Origin of the sequence: Rathayibacter sp. AY2B5, from assembly GCF_002931645.1 — a bacterium.
Lineage (GTDB): Bacteria > Actinomycetota > Actinomycetes > Actinomycetales > Microbacteriaceae > Rathayibacter.
The window spans coordinates 25,365-45,674 of the sequence record NZ_PSUE01000006.1; the positions used below are offsets into that span (position 1 = coordinate 25,365).

Below are 20,310 nucleotides of genomic sequence, written 5' to 3' on the forward strand. Positions count from 1 at the left end.
CTCCTCAGCGCGCCATGCGGGCGAGGCCCGCGACCGCGGTCTCCAGCACCTCGAACCGCTTGCAGAAGGCGAAGCGGACGAGCGAGCGGTAGGGAGCGGCGTCCTCGGGGCGGCAGAACGCCGACACGGGCACCGCCACCACTCCCGCGAGATCCGGGAGCGCCCGGCAGAGCTCGACCCCGTCGTCGTAGCCGAGCGGTGCCGCGTCCGCGACGACGAAGTAGCCGCCCGAGGAGGGCGCGACGCCGAAGCCCGCAGCAGCCAGGCCCGCCGACAGCAGGTCCTTCTTGGCCGCAAGAGTCTGCGCCGCGCCGGTGAAGAAGGCGTCCGGGAGCCCGAGCCCGAGGGCGACGGCCCCCTGGAACGGCGAGCCGCTGACGTAGGTGAGGAACTGCTTCACGGCGAGGACGGCCGTGATCAGCTCGCGCGGGCCCGTCACCCAGCCGATCTTCCAGCCCGTGGTGCTGAAGGTCTTGCCCGCCGAGGAGACGGACAGCGTCCGCTCGAAGGCTCCGGGAAGGGAGGCCAGCGGGACGTGCGGGGTGTCGAAGCGCAGGTGCTCGTAGACCTCGTCCGTCAGGATCACGGCGTCGTGCCGCTCGGCGAGCCGCACGATCAGCTCGCGGGTCTCGGCCGGGAGGACGGCACCGGTCGGGTTGTGCGGGTCGTTCACCAGGATGACGCGCGTGCGGTCGCTCACTGCGGCGGTCAGCTCGTCGTGGTCGACCGCGAAGGAGGGGCCGCGCAGGAGCACGGTGCGATGCACCCCTCCGGCGAGGGCGATCAGGGCTCCGTAGGCGTCGTAGTGGGGCGTGAAGGTGACGACCTCGTCGCCCGGCTCGAGGAGGGCCAGCAGAGCCGCGGCCAGGGCCTCGGTGGCGCCCGTGGTGACGAGGACCTCGCCGTCGGGGTCGAGGGAGATCCCGGAGAAGCGCAGCCGGTGCGCGGCGATCGCCTCGCGCAGGACGGGGAAGCCGGGACCCGGCGGGTACTGGTTGAGCCCGGACGCGATGGCGTCGCGCGCGGCGTCGAGGATCTCGCGCGGGCCGTCCTCGTCCGGGAAGCCCTGGCCGAGGTTCACCGCTCCGGTGCGCAGGGCGAGCGCGCTCATCTCGCTGAAGACGGTGGCGGCGACCTCGCCACCGGGGCCGAGGAGGCCGGCGCCCGCCGCGGCGCGCGACCAGGATCCGGGAATGCTCACGTGCCCAGTGTGCCCGCTCGAGCAGTCCGGCCGGTTTCATTTCCCGCTCGCAGGCCCGTCATAAGAAACCCCCAGGTACGATCGCCAAGCTATCCCCGCTTGGAAGGAGCAGCACCCATGACCGAGAGTCACGAGGGTCCTCGTCAGCCGGAGGAACCCACCACGCCGACGGAGTCCGGCGCCCGAGAGGCGACCGAGCGCACCCCCGGCGAGAGCTCCGGAGCGTCGTCCTCGACCACCGGGCCCACCGAGCCGATCCACCGGGGCGGAGCGCACCGCGAGAGCGAGAACCCGACCGTCCCCTACCCCTCCTCCTCGGCCCCCCAGCCGCCGTACACGCCGAACGCGACGGCCGGCAACGAGGCGCAGCCCGTCTCCCAGCCCGCCCGCTACGGGCAGTACGCGCCGCCCGCCGCGAACACCCTGCACGGCTCCGAGGAGCCGCCCTCCTCGAGCCCCTTCGGCCCGGGCGCCGAGTACACCCCCGCCCCCACCGCCACGAAGCGCCGAGCCGGAGTGGGCGTCGTCGCGGCGCTCGCCATCGGCGCGGTCGTGGGCGGAGTCGCGGGAGCCGGCGTGTTCGGCCTCTGGTCCGCCTCCAACGGCGGCGGGACCCGCGTGGTCTCCGCCGGCGGCTCGCAGACGATCACGGTCAACAACGCCGAGGACGCGACGACCGCCACCGCGGTCGCCGCCAAGGCCACTCCGAGCGTCGTCACCATCGCGGTGAGCGGCAGCTCGTCCGCCGGCACCGGCTCCGGCATCGTGCTCTCGAAGGACGGCTACGTCCTGACCAACACCCACGTGGTCACCCTCGACGGCGAGATCGCGAACGGCACCGTCTCGGTCACGACCAGCGACGGCCGGATCTTCGACGCGACCGTCATCGGCACCGACCCGACCCTCGACCTCGCCGTCATCAAGCTGACCGGCGCGACCGACCTCAGCCCGATGACGTTCGCGGACTCCACCAAGATCAACGTCGGCGACACGGCGGTCGCCATCGGCGCCCCGCTCGGCCTCTCCGGCACCGTGACCGACGGCATCGTCAGCGCGCTCAACCGCAGCATCCAGGTCGCCTCCTCGGCGGCTCCGGACGACTCGGGCGACAGCTCGAGCGGCGGCACCGAGAGCCCGTTCAACTTCGACATCCCGGGCCAGCAGGCGCCGACCCAGGCGAAGAGCACCATCTCGCTGCCCGTCATCCAGACCGACGCGGCGATCAACCCGGGCAACTCCGGCGGCGCGCTGCTCGACAGCGACGGCGAGCTGATCGGCGTGAACGTCGCGATCGCGAGCGCCGGCCAGTCCTCCTCGAGCGGCCAGTCCGGCAACATCGGAGTCGGATTCGCGATCCCCAGCGCGATCGCCGAGCGCATCGCGAAGGAGATCATCGCGAACGGCTCCGCCTCGCACGGCCTGCTCGGCGCGAGCGTCTCCGACTCGACCGCGGACGTCCTCGGCGCCCGCATCGAGGAGGTCTCCGGAGGCGGTGCCGCGCAGGCGGCCGGTCTCGCCAAGGGCGACATCATCACCGCGATCGACAGCACTCCGATCACGAGCGCGTCCGACCTCACCGCGCAGGTCCGCGCGCAGGCCGCGAACGCCGCGGTCGAGCTGACCTACGTCCGCAACGGCCAGAGCTACCAGGCGAAGGCGACGCTCGGCCAGATGGCCGCCGGCTGACCCTCCGCCGCCGCGCACAGCCCCTCGAGGATCCGTCCCCGGGGGGGCTGTGCTCCGCCACCGCGCACAGCCCCTCGAGGATCCGTCCCCGGGGGGCTGTTCCGCGTCCGGGCCCGGCCCGGGGCGCGGCGCTCCCCGCTGGTAGGGTGGTGGATCCCTGCGCCCGCGCTCCTCCCGCACGAACTGGACCCATGCAGCACGAGATCCCGGAAGACGACCTCTCCGACCTGCCCGGCGTCTCCTACGTCATGCCCGTCCTCAACGAGGTCGCCCACGTGCGCGCCGCGGTCGACTCGCTGCTGCACCAGGACTACACCGGCCCCTTCGACGTCGTCCTCGCCGTCGCCCCGAGCATCGACGGCACGGAGGAGCTCGTCGCCGAGCTGAGCGCGGCCGATCCGCGGATCCGGGTCGTGCCGAACGAGGTCGGCTCCACTCCTGCGGGCCTCAACGCCGCGATCCGCGCCTCGCGCCACCCGGTCGTCGTCCGGGTCGACGCGCACTCCGTCCTGCCGCCCGAGTACGCGCGCACGGCGGTCGAGGCGCTGCAGCGCTCCGGAGCGGCGAACGTCGGCGGAGTGATGGCGGCGGAGGGCCTCACCCCGTTCCAGCGCGCGGTCGCCCGGGCGTACGGCTCCCGCATCGGCCTGGGCGGCACGCCCCACCACGTGGGAGGCGAGGAGGGCCCGGCCGACACGGTGTACCTCGGCGTCTTCCGCCGCTCCGCCCTCGAGCGCGCCGGCCTGTTCGACGAGCGCTTCAAGCGCGGGCAGGACTGGGAGCTGAACCGGCGGCTGCGCGAGCGCGGCGAGGTCGTCTGGTTCACTCCGCGCCTCACCGTCACCTACCGGCCGCGGCCCTCGATGCGCGCGCTGCTCCGGCAGTTCCTCTCGACCGGGATGTGGCGCGGCGAGCTCACCCGGATGTTCCCGGCCTCGCGGTCGCTGCGCTACTTCGCTCCGCCCGTGCTCGTCGCCATGCTCGCCATCGGGCTGCTCGTCGGGCTGGCGGGAGTCGTCCAGGCGCTCGCCGGAGCCGCGCCCTGGCTCCTGCTCGGGTTCGCGGTGCCCGCCGCCTACCTCCTCCTGGTGGCGGCGGCCACTCTCGTGGTCGCGCGGCCGGACGGCGCGCGTGCGATGCTGTGGTTCGCCGTGGTCATCCCGGCGGTCCACGTGGCCTGGGGGACCGGCTTCGTGCTCGGCTTCGCCGGGCTGACCAGCAACATCTCCGCCCACCGCCACCAGCCGCGGTCCGACTCGCCGAGGGGCGCATGACCACGACGACGAGACCCCGCTCCATCGCCGAGCTGCGCGCCGTCGCGCAGCCCCCGGAGGTGCGCGGGCGCCGCAACGCCGAGCACTGGACGGCGTCGCTCTACCTGCGCCGCTTCTCGCCCTACCTGACCTGGCTGCTGCTGAAGACCTCGATCTCGGCGAACGGCGTCACCGGGCTGATGATCCTGGTCGGCTGGAGCGCGGCGGCAGCCCTCCTGATCCCGGGGATCGCCGGAGCGGCGCTGGCGCTGCTCCTCGGCCAGCTGCAGATGCTGGTGGACTGCTGCGACGGCGAGGTCGCGCGCTGGCGCCGCACGTCCTCGCCGGCGGGCGTGTTCCTCGACAAGGTCGGGCACTACACGACCGAGGCGCTGATCCCGATCGCGCTCGGGCTGCGGGCGGCGGGCGTCCCGTTCGAGGCGCCGGCGGACTTCCTCTGGACCACGATCGGCTTCGCCCTGGCCCTGGTGATCGTCCTCAACAAGGCGCTCAACGACATGGTGCACGTGGCGCGTGCGAACGCCGGTCTCACGAAGCTGGCGGACACGAAGGGTGAGGCTGCGCCGTCCTCGTCCGGGCTGGCGAGGCTTCGCCGCGCGGCCCGCTTCCTGCCCTTCCACCGCCTCTACCACTCCGTCGAGCTGACGATGCTGGCCTTCGCGACCGCCCTCGTGGGCCTCGTCGTCGGAGCGGGCACGGCCGACCGGGTCCTCGTCGGGGCGCTGCTGCCGCTCGCCCTCCTCGCCCTGGTCGGCCACTTCGTCGCGATCATGGCGTCCAAGCGTGTCCGCTCCTGAGCCGCGGGTCGGCGTCGTCGTCCTGACGCAGGGGACCCGGCCCGACGACCTCGCCGCGGGGCTGGCCGGCGTCCTCGCGCAGGAGGGCGTCGAGCTGGACGTCGTCTGCGTCGGCAACGGCTGGGAGCCCGACGGCCTGCCCGAGGGAGTGCGCGCCCTGGCGCTGCCCGAGAACCTCGGCATCCCCGCGGGCCGGAACGCCGGAGTCGACGCCGTCGCGGGGGAGTACCTCTTCTTCCTCGACGACGACGCCCGGATCCCGTCTCCCCGCTTCCTCGTCGACGCGATCGCGCTGCTCGCCTCGAACCGCCGCATCGGCCTGGTGCAGCCCCGCGTCGACAGCACGGACGGCACGCCGAGCCCAAGGCGCTGGATCCCGCGGATCCTCAAGGGCGACCCCCGCCGCTCCGGCCCCGTCTTCTCGGTCTGGGAGGGAGCGGTCGTGCTGCGGCGCGATGTGTTCGCCCGGACGGGCGGCTGGGCGGCTCCGTTCTTCTACGCCCACGAGGGCATCGAGCTGGCCTGGCGGGTCTGGGACACGGGTCGCACCGCCTGGTACGCGGGAGAGCTCGTCGCCCAGCACCCGGTCATCCAGCCGACCCGGCACGCCGACTACTACCGGCTGAACGCGCGCAACCGCGTCTGGCTCGCCCGCCGCAACCTCGCCGCACCTCTGGCGCTCGTCTACGTGGGGTCCTGGACCGCGATCCAGTGCCTCCGCTGGCGTCGCGACCCGGCCGCCCTGCGCGCCTGGTTCGCCGGCTGGCGGGAGGGATGGCGCTCGGATCCGGGCGGCCGGCGCGTCCTCTCGGCCCGCACGGTGCTCCGGATGGCGTTCGCCGGGCGTCCGCCGATCGTCTAGCATCGGGGAATCCGCCCCCGCCGGGGCCCCCGAAAGGACGACGGTGTTCGATTCGACCCAGCTCTCCCCGCCCGAGCGCGCCGAGGCGGAGGCGACCCCTGCCGGACCGGACCTCCTGACGGCGGTCCGCGAGCGCCTCGGCGCCGTCGACGACGAGTTCTCCGGCCGCCTCGACGAGCACCTCCCGCGCCTGGTCGATCTGCTCGCCACGGTGTACGCCGGCCGCGACGACCTCGAGGACCAGCTGGTCGCGATCGTCGAGCTCGCCGCCGCCTCCTGGGAGGAGCGGCCCGAGGAGCTCCGCGCGCTCGACCGCGCCCGCGAGCAGCACCCGACCTGGTTCCTCTCGAACAAGGCTCTGGGCGGGGTCTGCTACGTCGACCGCTACGCGGGCGACCTCGAGGGGCTGCGCGCCGAGATCCCGTACCTCCGCGAGATCGGCCTGAACTACCTGCACCTGATGCCGCTCTTCGATGCGCCCGAGGGCGAGTCGGACGGGGGCTACGCGGTCTCGAGCTACCGGCGCGTGCGGCCGGACCTCGGCGACATGGAGCAGCTCCGCGGGCTGGCCTCCGAGCTGCGCGAGCAGGGCATCGCACTCGTGGTCGACTTCGTCTTCAACCACACCTCGAACGAGCACGAGTGGGCGCAGCGCGCGCTCGCCGGCGAGCAGCGCTTCGAGGACTACTACTGGATCTACCCGGACCGGGAGCAGCCCGACGCCTTCGAGCGCACGACGCGCGAGATCTTCCCGGACGACCATCCCGGCTCCTTCGTGCAGCTGGAGGACGGGCGCTGGGTCTGGGCCACGTTCCACCGCTACCAGTGGGACCTCAACTACTCCAACCCCGAGGTGTTCCGGGCGATGGCGGGAGAGATGCTCTTCCTCGCCAACCAGGGGATCGACGCCCTGAGGATGGACGCGGTCGCGTTCATCTGGAAGGAGCTCGGCACCACCTGCGAGTCGCAGCCGCAGGCGCACCTGCTGCTGCGCGCGTTCAACGAGGTCTGCCGCCTGGCCGCTCCGGCGCTGCTGTTCAAGTCCGAGGCGATCGTGCACCCCGACGAGGTGATCGAGTACATCGACGTCGAGGAGTGCCAGCTCTCGTACAACCCGCTGCAGATGGCGCTCACCTGGGAGGCGCTCGCCACCCGCGACGTCCGTCTCCTCTCGCAGGCCCTCGAGCGCCGGCACGCCCTCCCCGAGGGCACGGCCTGGGTCAACTACGTGCGCGGGCACGACGACATCGGCTGGACCTTCGCCGACGAGGACGCCGCCGAGCTCGGGATCGACGCGGCCGGCCACCGCCGGTTCCTCAACGACTTCTACACGGACCGGTTCGACGGCACGTTCGCCCGCGGAGTGCCGTTCCAGGAGAATCCGCGCACCGGCGACCGCCGCGTCTCGGGCACCACCGCGTCCCTCGCCGGAGTGGAGGCGGGCGACGCCTACGGGATCGACCGCGTGCTGCTCGCGCACTCGATCGCCCTGAGCACCGGCGGGCTGCCGCTGCTCTACCTCGGCGACGAGGTCGGCCAGCTCAACGACCACGGCTACCTCGACGACCCGACGACGGCCGGCGACTCGCGCTGGGTGAACCGTCCCCGCCGCCCCGCGGAGCGCTACGACGAGCGCGAGGTCCCGGGGACGGCCGCGAGCGAGGTCTTCGGCGGGCTGCTGCACCTCATCGCCGTGCGCAAGGCCGTTCCGATGTTCGCGGGCACCGAGCTGAGCGTCTTCGACCCGGTCAACGACCACGTGCTCGGCTACCAGCGCCCCGGCGACGGGGAGTCGGTGCTCGTGCTCGCGAACGTGTCGGACGAGGTCCAGGAGGTCGCGGCCGAGCGGTTCGTCGGGTTCGCCGCGGAGGCGGTCGACCTGGTCACCGAGATCGCGGTCGACCTGCGCGAGGGCTTCCGTCTCGCTCCGCTGCAGTTCGTCTGGCTGAGGGTGACCCCGGCCTGATCGGACCGTGCGAGGCCCCCGGCGTGGGGGCCGTCGCCGGTACCCTGGGGCGGATGACTCCCGCTCCCCGTGCCCTGATCGCCCGCCTCCGCACCGACGCGCGACTCGCGCGCAAGGTGGGCGGCGAGCTGCTCGCGGCTCGCCGGGCCCGCCACGCGGTGACCCGGCTGCTCGCGGAGCGCGGGCCGCTGCCCGAGGGCCGGTTCGAGATCGGCGTCTACTTCGCCGACGGCGACATCAACCTGTACCAGCTGCGGCAGTGGTACCGGCCGCTGGCCGAGCTGGCGGAGACGCACCCGGTCGTGCTGCTCAGCCGCAACGCCGGCGCCGCGGAGGTGCTGCTGCGCGAGAGCCCGGTCCCGGTCGCCTACGTCCGCTCCGTCGCCGACCTCGAGAGCACCATCGCGAGCCAGCCGCTGCGGATCGTGCTCTACGTCAACCAGAACGCCCGCAACTTCCAGATGATGCGCTACGGGCGCCGCTGGCACGTCTTCGTCAACCACGGCGAGAGCGACAAGATGTACATGACGACGAACCAGTTCAAGGCGTACGACTACAGCATGATCGCCGGGGACGCCGCCCTCGCCCGGCTGCGCCGCGTGCTCTGGGACTACGACTTCGACAGGCGCGCCCTCGCCATCGGCCGTCCTCAGGCGGACCACTTCGCCGGCGCCGTGCCGTTCACGCCCGACGAGCGCCGCGTGGTGCTCTACGCGCCGACCTGGGAGGGCGACCGCCCCGCCGCGGGCTACGGCTCGATCCGGAGCCACGGCACGGCCCTCGTGCGCGGGCTCCTGGCCGACCCGCGGTTCCGGCTCGTCTACCGCCCGCATCCCCGCAGCGGCGCGGTCGACTCCGACTACGCCGCGGCCGACCGGGCGATCGTCGCGATGATCGCCGCCGCCAACGCGGCCGATCCGCGCGCCGGTCACGTGCACGACACCGGTGCCGAGCTCGGCTGGCAGCTCGCCGCCGCCGACCTCGCGATCCTCGACGTGTCGGCGATGGTCTACGACCGGCTGGCCACGGGGCGCCCGCTGCTGGTCACCCGGCCCGTCAGCGCCGAGGCCGAGGTCGACGAGAGCGGCTACCTCGGCGACGCGGAGTGGCTGCACGCCGAGGACGCCTCCGCGATCATCGCGCGGATCGACAGCGCCGAGCACGATCCGGAGTCGGTCGAGCGGCTGGAGCGCTGGGTGCACCGCTACTTCGGCGACACGTCGCCCGGAGCGGCCACGCGGCGCTTCCACGAGGCGATCGAGCACCTGCTCACCGAGTGGGAGCGGCACGCCGCTCTGCACCGGGGCGACGGCGCGGTCGACGACCACGATCCGGAGGGCTGAGCGGGCGGGAGCACCGCTCGAACGGCCGCGTCAAGGGTGGGCCGGTCGCCGGGCGGCCTCCCGGCGCCCCGCTACGCTCGTCCCATGATGACCCCGCGCGCCTTCGCCCGCTCCCGCCGGCGCCGGTCGGCACCCGCCCAGCCCGCGGTCGAGCCGGACATCGTGGTCTCCGCCGACCCGGAGAAGCCGGTCTTCACGATCCGCTCCTTCCGCATCGGCCTGTTCGGCGCGCTCGGCGTGCTGGTGGCGCTCGTCCTGGGCGGCCTCGTCGTGCAGCTGGGCACGGTGCTGACCTACATCTTCGTGGCGCTGTTCTTCGCGCTCGGCCTCGATCCGCTGGTCTCCTGGCTCGAGAGCAAGCGCCTGCCGAGGCCGCTCGCGATCACGGCGGTCTTCGCCGCGGTGGTGCTGATCTTCGCCGGCCTGCTGGTCTACATCATCCCGATCCTGGTCGAGCAGCTGACGATGTTCGTCACGAGCGCCCCGCAGATCGTCACCGACATCGCCTCGCAGCAGTGGGTGCTCGACCTCGAGCAGCAGCTGCGCGGCGTGATCGACATCGACGAGCTGATCGAGAGCGTCCAGAGCTTCATCGGCAACCCCAACAACCTGCTCTCGCTCGGCGGCGGACTGATCGCGGTCGGGACCGGGATCGCCAGCGGCGTGACCGGCGCCGTCATCGTGCTGATCCTGACGCTGTACTTCCTCGCGTCGCTGCGCTCGATGAAGGCCGTCGCCTACCGCTTCGCCCCCGCCTCGCACCGCGCGAAGGCGCACGAGGTCGGCGACGAGATCACCGGCGCCGTGGGCCGCTACGTGGTCGGCCAGGTCTCGCTCGCCGGCGTGAACGGCGTGCTCACGTTCATCCTGCTGCTCTCGATCGGCGCCCCGGTGCCGGCGCTGCTGGCCTGCGTCGCGTTCCTCGGCTCCCTGATCCCGCTGGTCGGCACGCTCTCGGGCGCCGTGATCATCTCGCTCGCCTGCCTCCTGGCTTCGCCGCTGACCGCGCTGGTCGCTGCGATCTACTACCTCGTCTACATGCAGGTCGAGGCGTACCTCCTCAGCCCCCGCATCATGAACAAGGCCGTCTCGGTCCCCGGTGCGGTCGTCGTGATCGCGGCGGTGGCGGGCGGCACCATCGCGGGCGTGCTCGGCGCCCTGGTCGCGATCCCGGTCGCGGCCTCGGTGATCATCGTCGTGCAGAAGGTCGTCTTCCCCCGTCAGGACGCCAAGTAGCGGACCGCACCGCGACGGCCGGTCCGCTCAGCGCCAGGGCAGCACCGCGCCGTCGACCGCAGCGCTGAAGCGGCGGACCGACTCCGGGACCGCGACGCCCTCCTCCGCCGGCACCGGCGCGAGCGTGCGGGTGACCAGCGGCACGACGCCCGCCCAGACCCCGGCCTCCGGCTCGTCGCCGGCTCCGTGCGCGCGCACCTTCAGGCTCGCCTCGGCCAGGGGGAGGCGCAGCACCAGCGTGGCCGCGATCTCGCGGGCGGAGCTCGCTCGCACCTCCTCGTCGCGCCCCGGGAGGAGACGTGCCACCAGCAGATCGAGGGCCCGCGCCTTCTCCTCGCCCTCCAGCGCCTCGGCCCGGCCGATCACCATCGCCGAGCGGTAGTTCATCGAGCTGTCGAAGGTGGAGCGGGCGACGACCAGTCCGTCGACCAGCGTGACCGAGGCGGTGAGGAGCGAGTGCCGCGCCGCCTCCCGCAGCAGTCCTCCGCCGCTCGACCCGTGCAGCAGGAGGGAGTCGCCGTCGCGGGCGAAGAGGATCGGCAGCACGATCGCGGCGCCGTCCCGCACGACGGCGACGTGGGCGACGAGCGCCTCGTCGAGCAGGGCGTGCAGCTCGGCGGGATCGGTGCGCTGGCGGTCGCGGAGACGGGAGAAGCGGGTGCGGTCGGTGACGGGGAGGCTGTCCATGTCGGAATCGTCCCGCGCCGACTGGATCTGCCAGGATGCCACTGGGCCGCGATCGGAGTGGTCCAGAGCGGAGCGGTCGATGGCGTCGGGCGATCTGGAGATCCCGCTCCTCCTCGGGCCGTCGCCGCGCGGCTCGGTCCGCGCCGGGCTCGCCGAGGCGCTGCGCCAGGCGGTGCTGGACGGGCGCTACCGGGCGGGCGATCCGATCCCGTCGAGCCGCGTGCTCGCCGAGCGGCTCGGCGTCTCGCGGGGCTCCGTCGTCGCCGCGGTGGATCAGCTGGTGGGGGAGGGCTACCTCGTCGCCCACCCGCGCGCAGCGGTGACGGTCGCCTCCGACGGACTGCTGGCGACGGCGCCGCAGGAGCCGCGGCCGGAGTCCCGGGAGACCGTCGTCCCGCCCGCCGCGGCGGACCTGAGGCCGGGCCGGCCGGACACCCGCGCCCTCGACACCCCGGAGTGGCGGGCCGCCTGGCGCCTGGCGCTCGCCTCGCCGCCCTCGGCGCCTCCTCGGGGTTCCGGGGACCCGGCCCTGCGGGAGCAGATCGCCGAGCAGCTGCGCCGGTCCCGCGGCGTCGACGTGCAGGCGTCGGACGTGGTGGTGACCAGCGGCACCGCGGGCGCCGTCGCGCTCCTGGCCCGCGCCGCCTCGGCCTCGCTCGGACGCGAGGTGCGCGTCGCCGTCGAGGACCCCGGCTACCCGGCCGTCCGGCGCCGCCTGCGCGCCGACGGGCACGAGGTCGTCGGCGTCCCGGTGCGCGGCGACGGCATCGACCTCGACGCTCTCGCGAGCTCCGGCGCGGACGTGGTCGTCGTGACTCCGTCGCACCAGTACCCGACCGGAGGCAGGCTCGCCCTCGCCGAGCGCCTGGAGCTGGTGCGCCGCGCGTCGGCCGGCCCCCTGCTCGTGGTGGAGGACGACTACGACAGCGAGTTCCGCTACGTCGGCGCCCCGCTGCCCGCGCTCGCCTCGCTCGACTCCGGCGGCGGAGTCGCCCATGTCGGGTCGTTCTCGAAGACCGTCTCGCCGTGGCTCCGCATCGCCTACCTGGCCGTTCCGCCGGCGTCCTGGCTCCGCGGGGCGCTGGCCGGCCTCGACGACGAGAAGGACGCCTCCGCCTCGGGTCCGACGCAGGCGGCGCTCGCGCAGTTCATGGCGAGCGGGGCGTTCCGGAGGCATCTCACGCGCTCGAGACGGCGCTACGCCCACCGCCGTGAGCTGGTCCACGCATTCGGGGAGTCGGTGCCGTGGGGGCGCGCAAGCGGACTCGACGGGGGTCTGCACGTCGTCCTCTCCCTGCCCGCGCCTCTGGACGCGCACGCCGTCGCGGCCGCGCTGCTCCGGGAGGGACTGATCGTCGCCACTCTGCACGAGTACGCCCTGTCGGGACGGGCCGCGACCGAGGCGCTGGTCCTCGGCTACGGCCATGTCGGCGACCTCGAGCTCGCTGCGGCGCTGGACCTCGTCGACCGGACCGTCCGCGCGCTCGCCGCCGGGGCCGTCCGTGGTATCCCTGGAGGATGACCCGCGACTCCGCCCTGCACATCACCGACGATCCCGACGCCGACGCGCTGCTCAGCCGCGACCCGCTGGCGCTGCTGATCGGGATGCTCCTCGACCAGCAGGTCGCGATGGAGACGGCCTTCTCCGGGCCCCGCAAGATCGAGGAGCGCCTCGAGGCGGAGGGGGCCTCCTTCGACGCCGCGTCGATCGCGGGCTTCGACGAGGACGCGTTCTCGGAGCTCTGCCGGACTCCGCCCGCGATCCACCGCTACCCGGCGAGCATGGCGGGGCGCGTGCAGGTCCTCTGCCGCGCTCTGGTCGACGACTGGGACGGCGACGCCGCGGCGGTCTGGACGCGCGACGAGCCCGACGGCCGCACGGTCCTCGCGCGTCTGAAGGCGCTGCCCGGCTTCGGCGAGCAGAAGGCGCGGATCTTCCTCGCCCTGCTCGGCAAGCAACGCGGATTCTCGGGGGAGGGCTGGCGCTCGGCCGCGGGCGCCTACGGAGAGGAGGGCGCCTTCCGCTCGGTCGCCGACATCGTCTCTCCGGAGTCGCTGACGAAGGTCCGCGCCACCAAGCAGGCCGCGAAGGCCGCCGCCAAGGCGGAGAAGTAGGGCCGGGGGCGGCGGCCGGATGGATCGAGCGCTCGACGACGGTCCCGGTCGCCGTCTCCGCAGTCGCAGGCCGAGCAGCCTGACCCGATGATCCCCGCCGCCACCGCCCGGCTGCGCTTCCGCGAGATGACCGCCGAGGACCTCCCCGACATGGCGGACCTGCTCGGCGACCCGGTCGTGATGCGGTACTACCCCGCGCCGAAGGACCGCGAGCAGGCAGCCGCCTGGATCGAGTGGAACCGGCGCAACTACCGCGAGCACGGCTTCGGGCTGTGGATCATCGAGACCCTCGACGGCGAGTTCGTCGGCGACTGCGGGTTGACCTGGCAGCGCGTCGACGGCGGGATCGAGCTCGAGGTCGGCTACCACGTGCGGGCCGGTCTGCACGGCCGCGGCTACGCCACCGAGGCGGCTGCGGCCTGCCGCGACCTCGCGCTCGCCCACCGCCTCGCGGGACGACTCGTGGCGCTCGTGCACCCGGACAACGCCGCCTCGAGGCGCGTCGCCGAGAAGACCGGCCTCCGCGTGATCGCCGAGGACCGCGACGGCGGCGGACTCGTCCGCACCGTGCTCGGGATGCCGCTCGTCGCGCCCGGGCGCCGGCCTCGGGAACGCTGACCGAACGCCTCCGACGGCTCCGGACCATCGCGCGCGGAGCAGGCCCTGAGCTGGAGCAGATCCTGAGCTAGATCCGGTCCTCCAGCGCCGCGATCAGCGCCGCGCGGTCCTCGCGGAGGATCGAGGCCCCGCCCCCCGGCACGGTCCGCACCTCGACGCCGCGGCCGGCGAGGACGCCGCCCAGCGAGCCGTGGCCCAGCGGGTCCTCCGGCATCACGGCGAGCGTCGCCACGGGGAACGTCTCGGGGGCCTCGGCCGCACCCCGTGCCGTCAGCCCGACGGCGGAGTCCTGCTCCCAGAGCGCGTGGGCCGACACGTCGAGCTCGATCTGCTCGTCCGTCCAGATCGGGTGGCGGTGGCGGAGGGAGTCGGCGTCGCCCTTCTCGACGTGCGCGACCGAGCCGCCGCGGTGGAGCGCGCCCGCCAGTCCCCGGGCGTCCGAGAACGCGGGGTCGAGCAGGACGAGCCGGTCGGCGCCGTACTCGCGGGCGAGCCGGGCGGCGACGACGGCGCCGAGGCCGTGGCCGATGACGAGGTCGGGGGTCTGCAGCACCGAGGCGCGGACGTCCGACGCCCAGCGCTCCGGCGAGTACACGGGCGATGCCGGCGAGCCGCCGTGACCGGCGAGATCGGGGGCCACCACGCGGTAGCCGTGCTCGTGCAGCGTCGGGACCAGGGCGTACCAGATCCGGGAGTCGGAGCCGAGGCCGTGGAGGAGGAGCGCCGTCCGCTCGCCCGTTCCGCCGTAGTCGCGGACGAACAGCGCCAGCGGCTCGGCCGGCGCGGCGGCCAGCGCCTTCCGCTCGGCGCGGGTCGGCTCGAGCACGAGGGTGTTGCCGAACGCCTGCGGTGCCGGCCCGAACGCATCGCGCGCGCTGTGGATCACCTTGCGGCCGAGCATCGCGTTGCCGACGCCGCCCAGTGCCGCTCCGATCCCGAACGGCATCGCCCGGCCGACCAGGCCCGCGCCCTGCTGGGCGAGGAAGTGCTTGGCGAAGGACTTCTTCGCGCGGTCCGCCAGCTCGCCCACGAGGAAGGACGGCAGGCCCTTCGTGACCACGGAGCCCCAGTACTGGTTGAGGCCGCTGCCCCCGCCGACGGCCTGCCCGGCCACCTGGCGCACCATCTCGCTGCCGGAGGAGCCCATCATCAGCGTGAGCACGAGGGCCCGCGCGCGGTCCGGGTCCTCGAGCGGGATCCCGTGCACCTCCGTCACCGACTGCGCGAAGAGCGCGCTCGCCTCCAGGAACCCTGCGGCTCCCGCGCCGGAGAGAGCCACCGAGGCGGCCGTGCCGATGCCGGGGACGACGGCGGTCGCCCCGATCGCCGCGCCTCCCGCGGCCACGCTCGAGAGGTACTGCCGCTCGAGCGACGTGATGATCTGCTCCGGAGTCGCCCCGGGACGCCGGCGCCGCAGCAGGCGGATGTTCGCCAGCACGGCCGGGCGCTGCACCGCGAGGAGCCGGTCGAGCAGCTTCGCCAGCTGAGCGTTCTCGGAGCCGTCGGCCTGCTCCACCTCGCCGGCCCTCTCCACGGCGCGCTCGCGCTTGCGGTCCTTCTGGGCCATGTCGTGCACTCCTGCGTCCTCGGGCGCCGCGTGCGGGAGGGGTCAGTCGTCGGAGACGGTGCCCTGGACGGGCGGGCCCTCGGCCGGCGCCGTGCTGCTCCGCGGTGTCGGCGCGTAGTCCTCAGCGTAACGCGCGAGCACCTCCTCGATCGGCGCGTCCAGCACCAGGCGGCCCTTGTCCAGGTAGAGGCCGCGCGTGCAGAAGCGGCGGAGGTCGCGCTCATTGTGCGAGACGAAGAAGAGGGTGCGGCCGGAGGCGAGCAGCTCCTCGATCCGCGCGTAGCACTTCTCGCGGAACGCCCTGTCGCCGACCGCGAGCACCTCGTCCACCAGGATGATCGGCTCCTCGAGCCGCGACACGACGGAGAAGGCGATGCGCACCTTCATCCCGCTCGAGAGGTGCTTGTAGGGGGTGTCGAGGAAGTCGCCGATCTCGGCGAACTCGATGATCGAGTCGAAGCGCGCGTCGACCTCGCGCTTGGACATCCCGTGGAGACCCGCGGTCAGGTAGACGTTCTCGCGGACGCTCAGGTCGGCCACGAAGCCGCCGGTGATCTCGATGAGCGGAGCGACGCCCCCGCGCACCTCCACCGCGCCCTCGTCCGGCAGCACCACGCCGGCGACGAGCTTGAGCAGCGTCGACTTGCCCTGACCGTTCCGGCCGACGACACCGATCGCCTCGCCCGCCCGCACCTGCACGTCGAGCCCGCGCAGCGCCCAGAACTCGCCGGGCCGCGAGCGGCGGGAGCGGCCGGCGAAGAGGTCCTTGAAGGAGCGGCGGCCCCGCCGGTTGCGGCGGAAGCGGATCCCGAGGCCGCGGCACTCGATGACCACCGGGGCGTCGGCCATCACAGCTCCTTCAGCACCGCGCGCTCGGAGCGGCGGAAGACGACGAGGCCCAGCGCCAGCACGAGCACCGAGATGCCCGCGGAGGCGAGGATGAGCGGGACGTCGAGCTCGCTCTCGAAGAACGCGGAGCGGTAGAGGGCGAAGATCCCGCTGAGCGGGTTGAGCGCCGCGAGCGGCCGGATCTGCTCCGGCAGGTTGGCCGTGGAGTAGATGATCGGCGACGCGTAGAAGAGGAACCGGAGCACGAGCTTCACGGCCCGCTCCAGATCGCGGAAGAACACCACGAGCGGGGCCACCAGCAGACCCACGCCGAGCGTGAGCACCGCCTGCAGCAGGATCGCCACGGGGAACAGCAGCGCCGCCCAGGTCAGGTGCGCGCCGGCGATCACGGCGAAGAGCACCAGCACCGGCAGGCTCGCCACGAACTCGATGCCCTTCGAGAGCACGATCCGCCCGACCCAGATGGTCCGCGGGATCGACGTCGACCGCACCAGCTTCGCCTCACGGAGGAACGCGCGGGTCGCGTCGGAGGTCGCCTGGTTGAACCACATCCACGGCAGCAGGCCTGCGAGCAGGAAGACGATGTACGGGTCCTCGCCGACGGTCCGCTGGAAGACGACGGTGAAGACGAAGAAGTAGATGCCCGACATCACGAGCGGGTCGAGAACCGACCAGACGTAGCCGAGCGCGCTCGTGGCGTACCGGACGGTGAGGTCGCGCCTGGTGAGCAGCCAGAGGGAGTGGCGGTAGCGCCAGGCCCGGGAGCGCCGGTGGCGCAGGGCCGTCTCGGTCGCGAGGGTGTCGGCCGTGCTCACTGCGCGACTCCTCCCGTCGGCTCCGCTCGAGCCGGGGGAGGAGCCGGGAGCGTCAGACGAAGAGGTTCGCGCGCTCGAGGTCCTCGGCGAAGTCCACCTCGACGGCGTAGAGGTCGGAGATGTCCATCGGCTCGACGAGCAGGCGGTCCTGCTCGATCGCCAACTCTATGCCACGCTCGAAGTAGTCCTGGGCGTCGACCCGGGCGAGCTGGCGCACCAGCGCGGCCTTGTCGGAGGCGGACACGTAGTTGATCCCGACCGCCTCGCCGAGGCCGCCGCGCACCGTCTTGGAGAGCTCCTGGATGAAGCCCTCGGCGCTCGTCGTGTACTTGACCTCCTCGTCCGACACCTTCGAGGTGTTGACGGTGACGAAGGAGACGTCCTTCGCGATCAGCGCGGCCGCCCGGTCGAGGATGCGCGGGTCGAAGACGACGTCGCCGTTCATCCAGAGCACGCCGCCCTGCCCGCTCGCCTGCAGCGCGCGGAGGAGGCTCTTGGAGGTGTTGGTCTGGTCGTACTGCTCGTTGTAGACGAACGTCGCCGAGGGGAAGGCCTCGATGATGTGCTCGAGCTTGTAGCCGACGACGATGCTCACCGGGACCTTCGTGCCGAAGGCGTGGTGGATGTTGTCGAACTGCTGCTGCATGATCGTGCGCCCGTCGCTGAGCGGCGTGAGCGGCTTGGGGAGGGAGCGGCCGAGCCGGCTGCCCATCCCTGCGGCGAGGATGACGACGGTGGCGGGGCTGCTGCTCGTCGAACCTGTGTGCATCATCGTGTGTTCTCCTCGAATTAACCGCTGCGTCTCGATCTGATCGACTCCTCGGGTAGGGACCTAGTGTACAGTTCACGCCCCCCGGGGCCAGGGTGGTTGACCTCTCGCCGTGTCGCCGGGTGTCGGCGCGGGCGCCGGGGGCCCGCGGGCGAGTTGGTACCGTAGCCGGATGACGTCCGTGACGAACGCCGAGCCCGCTGAGGGTGCCGCGGATCCGGACGGCGCCTCGCCCGTCGTCTTCGAGCTGCACCAGCTGACCCGGACCTTCGGGAGGACGGTGGCGGTCGACCGCATCGACCTGGCCGTCCGCGCGGGGACCTTCTACGGGATCATCGGCCCGAACGGCGCGGGCAAGACCACCACGCTCTCGATGATGACGGGCCTTCTGCGACCCGACACCGGCCGCGTCCTCGTGCACGGCGTCGACGTCTGGAAGGACCCGTCGGCCGCGAAGCCGCTGATCGGGGTCCTGCCCGACCGCCTCCGGCTGTTCGACCGGCTCACCGGCGCCCAGTTCCTCGCCTACTCCGCCGCGCTGCGCGGCATCGACCTCGCCACGGCGAAGCAGCGCACGGTCGAGCTGGCCGAGGCGCTCGGCCTCTCCGACGCGCTGGAGCGCCTGATCTCGGACTACTCCGCGGGGATGGCGAAGAAGGTCGCCCTCGCGGCGGCGATGATCCACGCCCCGCGCGTGCTGGTCCTCGACGAGCCGTTCGAGTCGGTGGACCCGGTCTCCTCGGCCGCCGTGATCACCGTGCTGCGCCGCTTCGTCGAGGGCGGCGGCACCGTCGTCCTGTCCAGCCACGGGCTCGACTTCATCGAGCGCGTCTGCGACGACGTGGCCGTGATCGTCGGCGGGCGCGTGCTCGCCTCCGGGACGGTCGCGGAGGTCGCCGGCACCGCGACGCTGGAGGAGCGCTTCCTCGAGCTCGCGGGCGGCAAGCAGATCGCCGAGGGGCTGCAGTGGCTGCACGACTTCTCCGGCTGAGGATCGACGTCCTCCTGGGCGCGTTCCGCTCCGGGCCCGCGCGCTCGGCCGGCGCCGTCCTGGGCGTGCTCGTGGTCGTCGCGGTGACGGCCCTGCTGATCGGGGCGATCGGCGCTCTGCGCTCCTCGGACGCGGCGGCGGGCGCTCTCGTGACCGCCGGCGGACTCGTCTCCGTCGGCTTCCTGGTGCTGCCCTTCCTGCTCGGCCCGCTCGACCCGATGGATCCGCGCGCGTTCCGCCTCTTCGGCCTTCCGCCGCTCCGCCTCGCCGGGGCGCTCGCCCTGGCCGGCCTCGTCTCGGTCCCCACGCTCGCCCTGCTGGTGGTCGGGCTCGCGTGCGCGCCGCTCGTCCCGGGCGCAGGCGCCTTCGCCGTGGTCGGCCCGCTCCTCGCGGTGGCGACGGCCTCGCTGTTCGCGCGGATCGGCCTCGCCGCCTCCGCCGCCCTCGTCCCCTCCCGGACCGCCCGCGAGCTGCTGGCCGTCCTCGGCCTGGTGCTGATGCTGGGCGGTCCCGCAGCCCTCGGCGCCGCCGCGCTGGTCGACGCGGGGGACACCCCGGTGCTCGAGCGCTGGGGCGCGGCGATGGGGGCCACTCCGTTCGGCGCGGCGTGGATGATCGCCCCGGCCGCCCGGACCGGCGACGCGCTCGGCCCGCTCCTGCTGGCCCTGGCGACGCTCGTCGCGGCGGGCGCGCTCTGGTGGCTCGTCGTCCGCCTGCTGACGGAGCGCCCCGAGCGCACGCACCGGCCGCCGCGCGGCCTCCGGCTGGGCTGGTTCGACGTCCTCGGCTCGACCCGGACCGGCGCGATCGCGGCGCGCAGCATCACCTACTGGCTCCGGGATCCGCGCTACCAGGCGTCGCTCGTCGCCGTGCCGGTGCTGCCGGTCGCGGCCCTGCTGCTGCTCGCGGTCGTCGGCGTCCCCTTCCCGCTGCTCTCGCTGCTCCCGGTCCCGCTGATCGCGCTGTTCCTCGGCTGGTTCCTGCACAACGACGTCGCCTACGACGGCTCGGCGTTCTGGCTCCACGTGGCCGCGGGCGTCCGCGGCTGGTCGGACCGGCTCGGCCGCGCCTTCCCGACCCTCCTGCTCGGCGTGCCGGTCGTCGTGCTCGGCTCGCTGATCAGCAGCGCGACCTCGGGGCTCCCCGATGCGCTGCCCGTCGTGCTCGCGGTGAACACCTGCCTCCTGCTCGTCCCCGCCGGCGTCGCCAGCGCCCTCTCGGCACGGCTCGCCTATCCGGCTCCGCGTCCGGGCGACAGCGCGTTCACGCAGCCCCAGGCCCCCGGAGCCAGCGGCGCCGGTCCGCAGTCCCTCGCGTTCGGCCTGGGGCTGCTCCTCTCGGCTCCGGCCGTGGTGCTCGGCGTCCGGGCCCTGTTCGTCGACCCGGAGGCGGCGGGCGACGCCGTGCTCGTCGGCTTCGGCAGCGCCGTGGTCGTCTTCGCCCTCGGCGTGCTCCTCGGCGGCCGGCTGTTCGAGCGCCGCGCGACAGAGCTGGTCGCGTTCACCAGCCGCTACTAGCGCCGCCCGATCCGGAG

The 20,310-nt window shown here is 73.5% G+C and carries 18 protein-coding genes; 12 read left to right on the plus strand and 6 right to left on the minus strand.

The features are described from left to right. Positions 1–4: 4 nt before the first annotated feature. A complete protein-coding gene (locus C5C30_RS05940) occupies positions 5–1,201 on the minus strand; it encodes an aminotransferase class I/II-fold pyridoxal phosphate-dependent enzyme (RefSeq protein ID WP_104333356.1) in 1,197 nt (398 codons plus the stop codon). A gap of 117 nt (positions 1,202–1,318) precedes the next feature. On the opposite strand from C5C30_RS05940, the gene C5C30_RS05945 reads away from it, so the two are divergent. From C5C30_RS05945 to C5C30_RS05975, 7 genes are all read left to right on the plus strand, one after another. Next, positions 1,319–2,887, plus strand: coding sequence for a S1C family serine protease (locus C5C30_RS05945; protein WP_104333357.1), 1,569 nt, complete (start codon positions 1,319–1,321; stop codon positions 2,885–2,887). 191 nt (positions 2,888–3,078) lie between these two features. Then, the gene (locus C5C30_RS05950) at positions 3,079–4,161 is read left to right on the plus strand and encodes a glycosyltransferase family 2 protein (RefSeq protein WP_181127337.1); all 1,083 of its coding nucleotides are present in this window, start codon (positions 3,079–3,081) and stop codon (positions 4,159–4,161) included. Next, positions 4,158–4,958, plus strand: coding sequence for a CDP-alcohol phosphatidyltransferase family protein (locus tag C5C30_RS05955; protein ID WP_104226956.1), 801 nt, complete (start codon positions 4,158–4,160; stop codon positions 4,956–4,958). Before C5C30_RS05950 ends, C5C30_RS05955 begins: the two co-directional genes overlap by 4 nt. Beyond that, positions 4,945–5,820, plus strand: coding sequence for a glycosyltransferase family 2 protein (locus C5C30_RS05960; protein WP_104226957.1), 876 nt, complete (start codon positions 4,945–4,947; stop codon positions 5,818–5,820). Before C5C30_RS05955 ends, C5C30_RS05960 begins: the two co-directional genes overlap by 14 nt. A gap of 115 nt (positions 5,821–5,935) precedes the next feature. Continuing rightward, positions 5,936–7,786, plus strand: a complete 1,851-nt coding sequence (locus C5C30_RS05965) for an amylosucrase (RefSeq protein ID WP_104268763.1) — start codon at positions 5,936–5,938, stop codon at positions 7,784–7,786. A gap of 53 nt (positions 7,787–7,839) precedes the next feature. Next, positions 7,840–9,129 carry a hypothetical protein gene (locus C5C30_RS05970; protein WP_244229610.1) on the plus strand — a complete coding sequence of 430 codons (1,290 nt, stop codon included), beginning with the start codon at positions 7,840–7,842 and terminating at the stop codon, positions 9,127–9,129. An 84-nt stretch (positions 9,130–9,213) separates the two neighbouring features. Continuing rightward, positions 9,214–10,365, plus strand: a complete 1,152-nt coding sequence (locus C5C30_RS05975; RefSeq protein WP_244229611.1) for an AI-2E family transporter — start codon at positions 9,214–9,216, stop codon at positions 10,363–10,365. 27 nt (positions 10,366–10,392) lie between these two features. Here the strand turns inward: C5C30_RS05975 and C5C30_RS05980 are convergent, their stop codons facing one another. After that, positions 10,393–11,052 (minus strand): pyridoxamine 5'-phosphate oxidase family protein, encoded by a 660-nt coding sequence (locus tag C5C30_RS05980; protein WP_104333358.1) that lies wholly within the window; start codon positions 11,050–11,052, stop codon positions 10,393–10,395. Between the two features lie 79 nt (positions 11,053–11,131). On the opposite strand from C5C30_RS05980, the gene C5C30_RS05985 reads away from it, so the two are divergent. The 3 genes from C5C30_RS05985 (at position 11,132) to C5C30_RS05995 (ending at position 13,785) form a co-directional block, all read left to right on the plus strand. Beyond that, positions 11,132–12,574, plus strand: coding sequence for a PLP-dependent aminotransferase family protein (locus C5C30_RS05985; RefSeq protein WP_181131470.1), 1,443 nt, complete (start codon positions 11,132–11,134; stop codon positions 12,572–12,574). Beyond that, positions 12,571–13,167 (plus strand): HhH-GPD-type base excision DNA repair protein, encoded by a 597-nt coding sequence (locus C5C30_RS05990; RefSeq protein WP_104223574.1) that lies wholly within the window; start codon positions 12,571–12,573, stop codon positions 13,165–13,167. The genes C5C30_RS05985 and C5C30_RS05990 overlap by 4 nt, the downstream gene beginning before the upstream one ends. Positions 13,168–13,254: 87 nt before the next feature. Further along, positions 13,255–13,785, plus strand: coding sequence for a GNAT family N-acetyltransferase (locus tag C5C30_RS05995; protein ID WP_104333359.1), 531 nt, complete (start codon positions 13,255–13,257; stop codon positions 13,783–13,785). Between the two features lie 67 nt (positions 13,786–13,852). Here the strand turns inward: C5C30_RS05995 and C5C30_RS06000 are convergent, their stop codons facing one another. From C5C30_RS06000 to C5C30_RS06015, 4 genes are read right to left on the minus strand one after another with little or no spacing between them, the layout of a single operon-like run. After that, on the minus strand, positions 13,853–15,352 hold the full coding sequence (locus C5C30_RS06000; protein WP_104333360.1) for an alpha/beta fold hydrolase: 1,500 nt from the start codon (positions 15,350–15,352) through the stop codon (positions 13,853–13,855). A gap of 42 nt (positions 15,353–15,394) precedes the next feature. Then, positions 15,395–16,201: an ABC transporter ATP-binding protein gene (locus tag C5C30_RS06005; protein WP_104223571.1), complete on the minus strand. Its 807-nt coding sequence runs from the start codon at positions 16,199–16,201 to the stop codon at positions 15,395–15,397. Next, the gene (locus tag C5C30_RS06010) at positions 16,201–17,016 is read right to left on the minus strand and encodes an ABC transporter permease (protein ID WP_374953048.1); all 816 of its coding nucleotides are present in this window, start codon (positions 17,014–17,016) and stop codon (positions 16,201–16,203) included. The genes C5C30_RS06005 and C5C30_RS06010 overlap by 1 nt, the downstream gene beginning before the upstream one ends. Before the next feature lie 52 nt (positions 17,017–17,068). Further along, positions 17,069–17,785 carry an NTP transferase domain-containing protein gene (locus tag C5C30_RS06015; RefSeq protein WP_104226983.1) on the minus strand — a complete coding sequence of 239 codons (717 nt, stop codon included), beginning with the start codon at positions 17,783–17,785 and terminating at the stop codon, positions 17,069–17,071. Positions 17,786–17,957: 172 nt separating this feature from the next. Between C5C30_RS06015 and C5C30_RS06020 the strand changes: the two genes are divergently transcribed. Next, on the plus strand, positions 17,958–18,776 hold the full coding sequence (locus C5C30_RS06020) for an ABC transporter ATP-binding protein (RefSeq protein WP_104223570.1): 819 nt from the start codon (positions 17,958–17,960) through the stop codon (positions 18,774–18,776). Further along, a complete protein-coding gene (locus C5C30_RS06025; protein WP_104333361.1) occupies positions 18,752–20,293 on the plus strand; it encodes an ABC transporter permease in 1,542 nt (513 codons plus the stop codon). Before C5C30_RS06020 ends, C5C30_RS06025 begins: the two co-directional genes overlap by 25 nt. Positions 20,294–20,310: the final 17 nt, after the last annotated feature.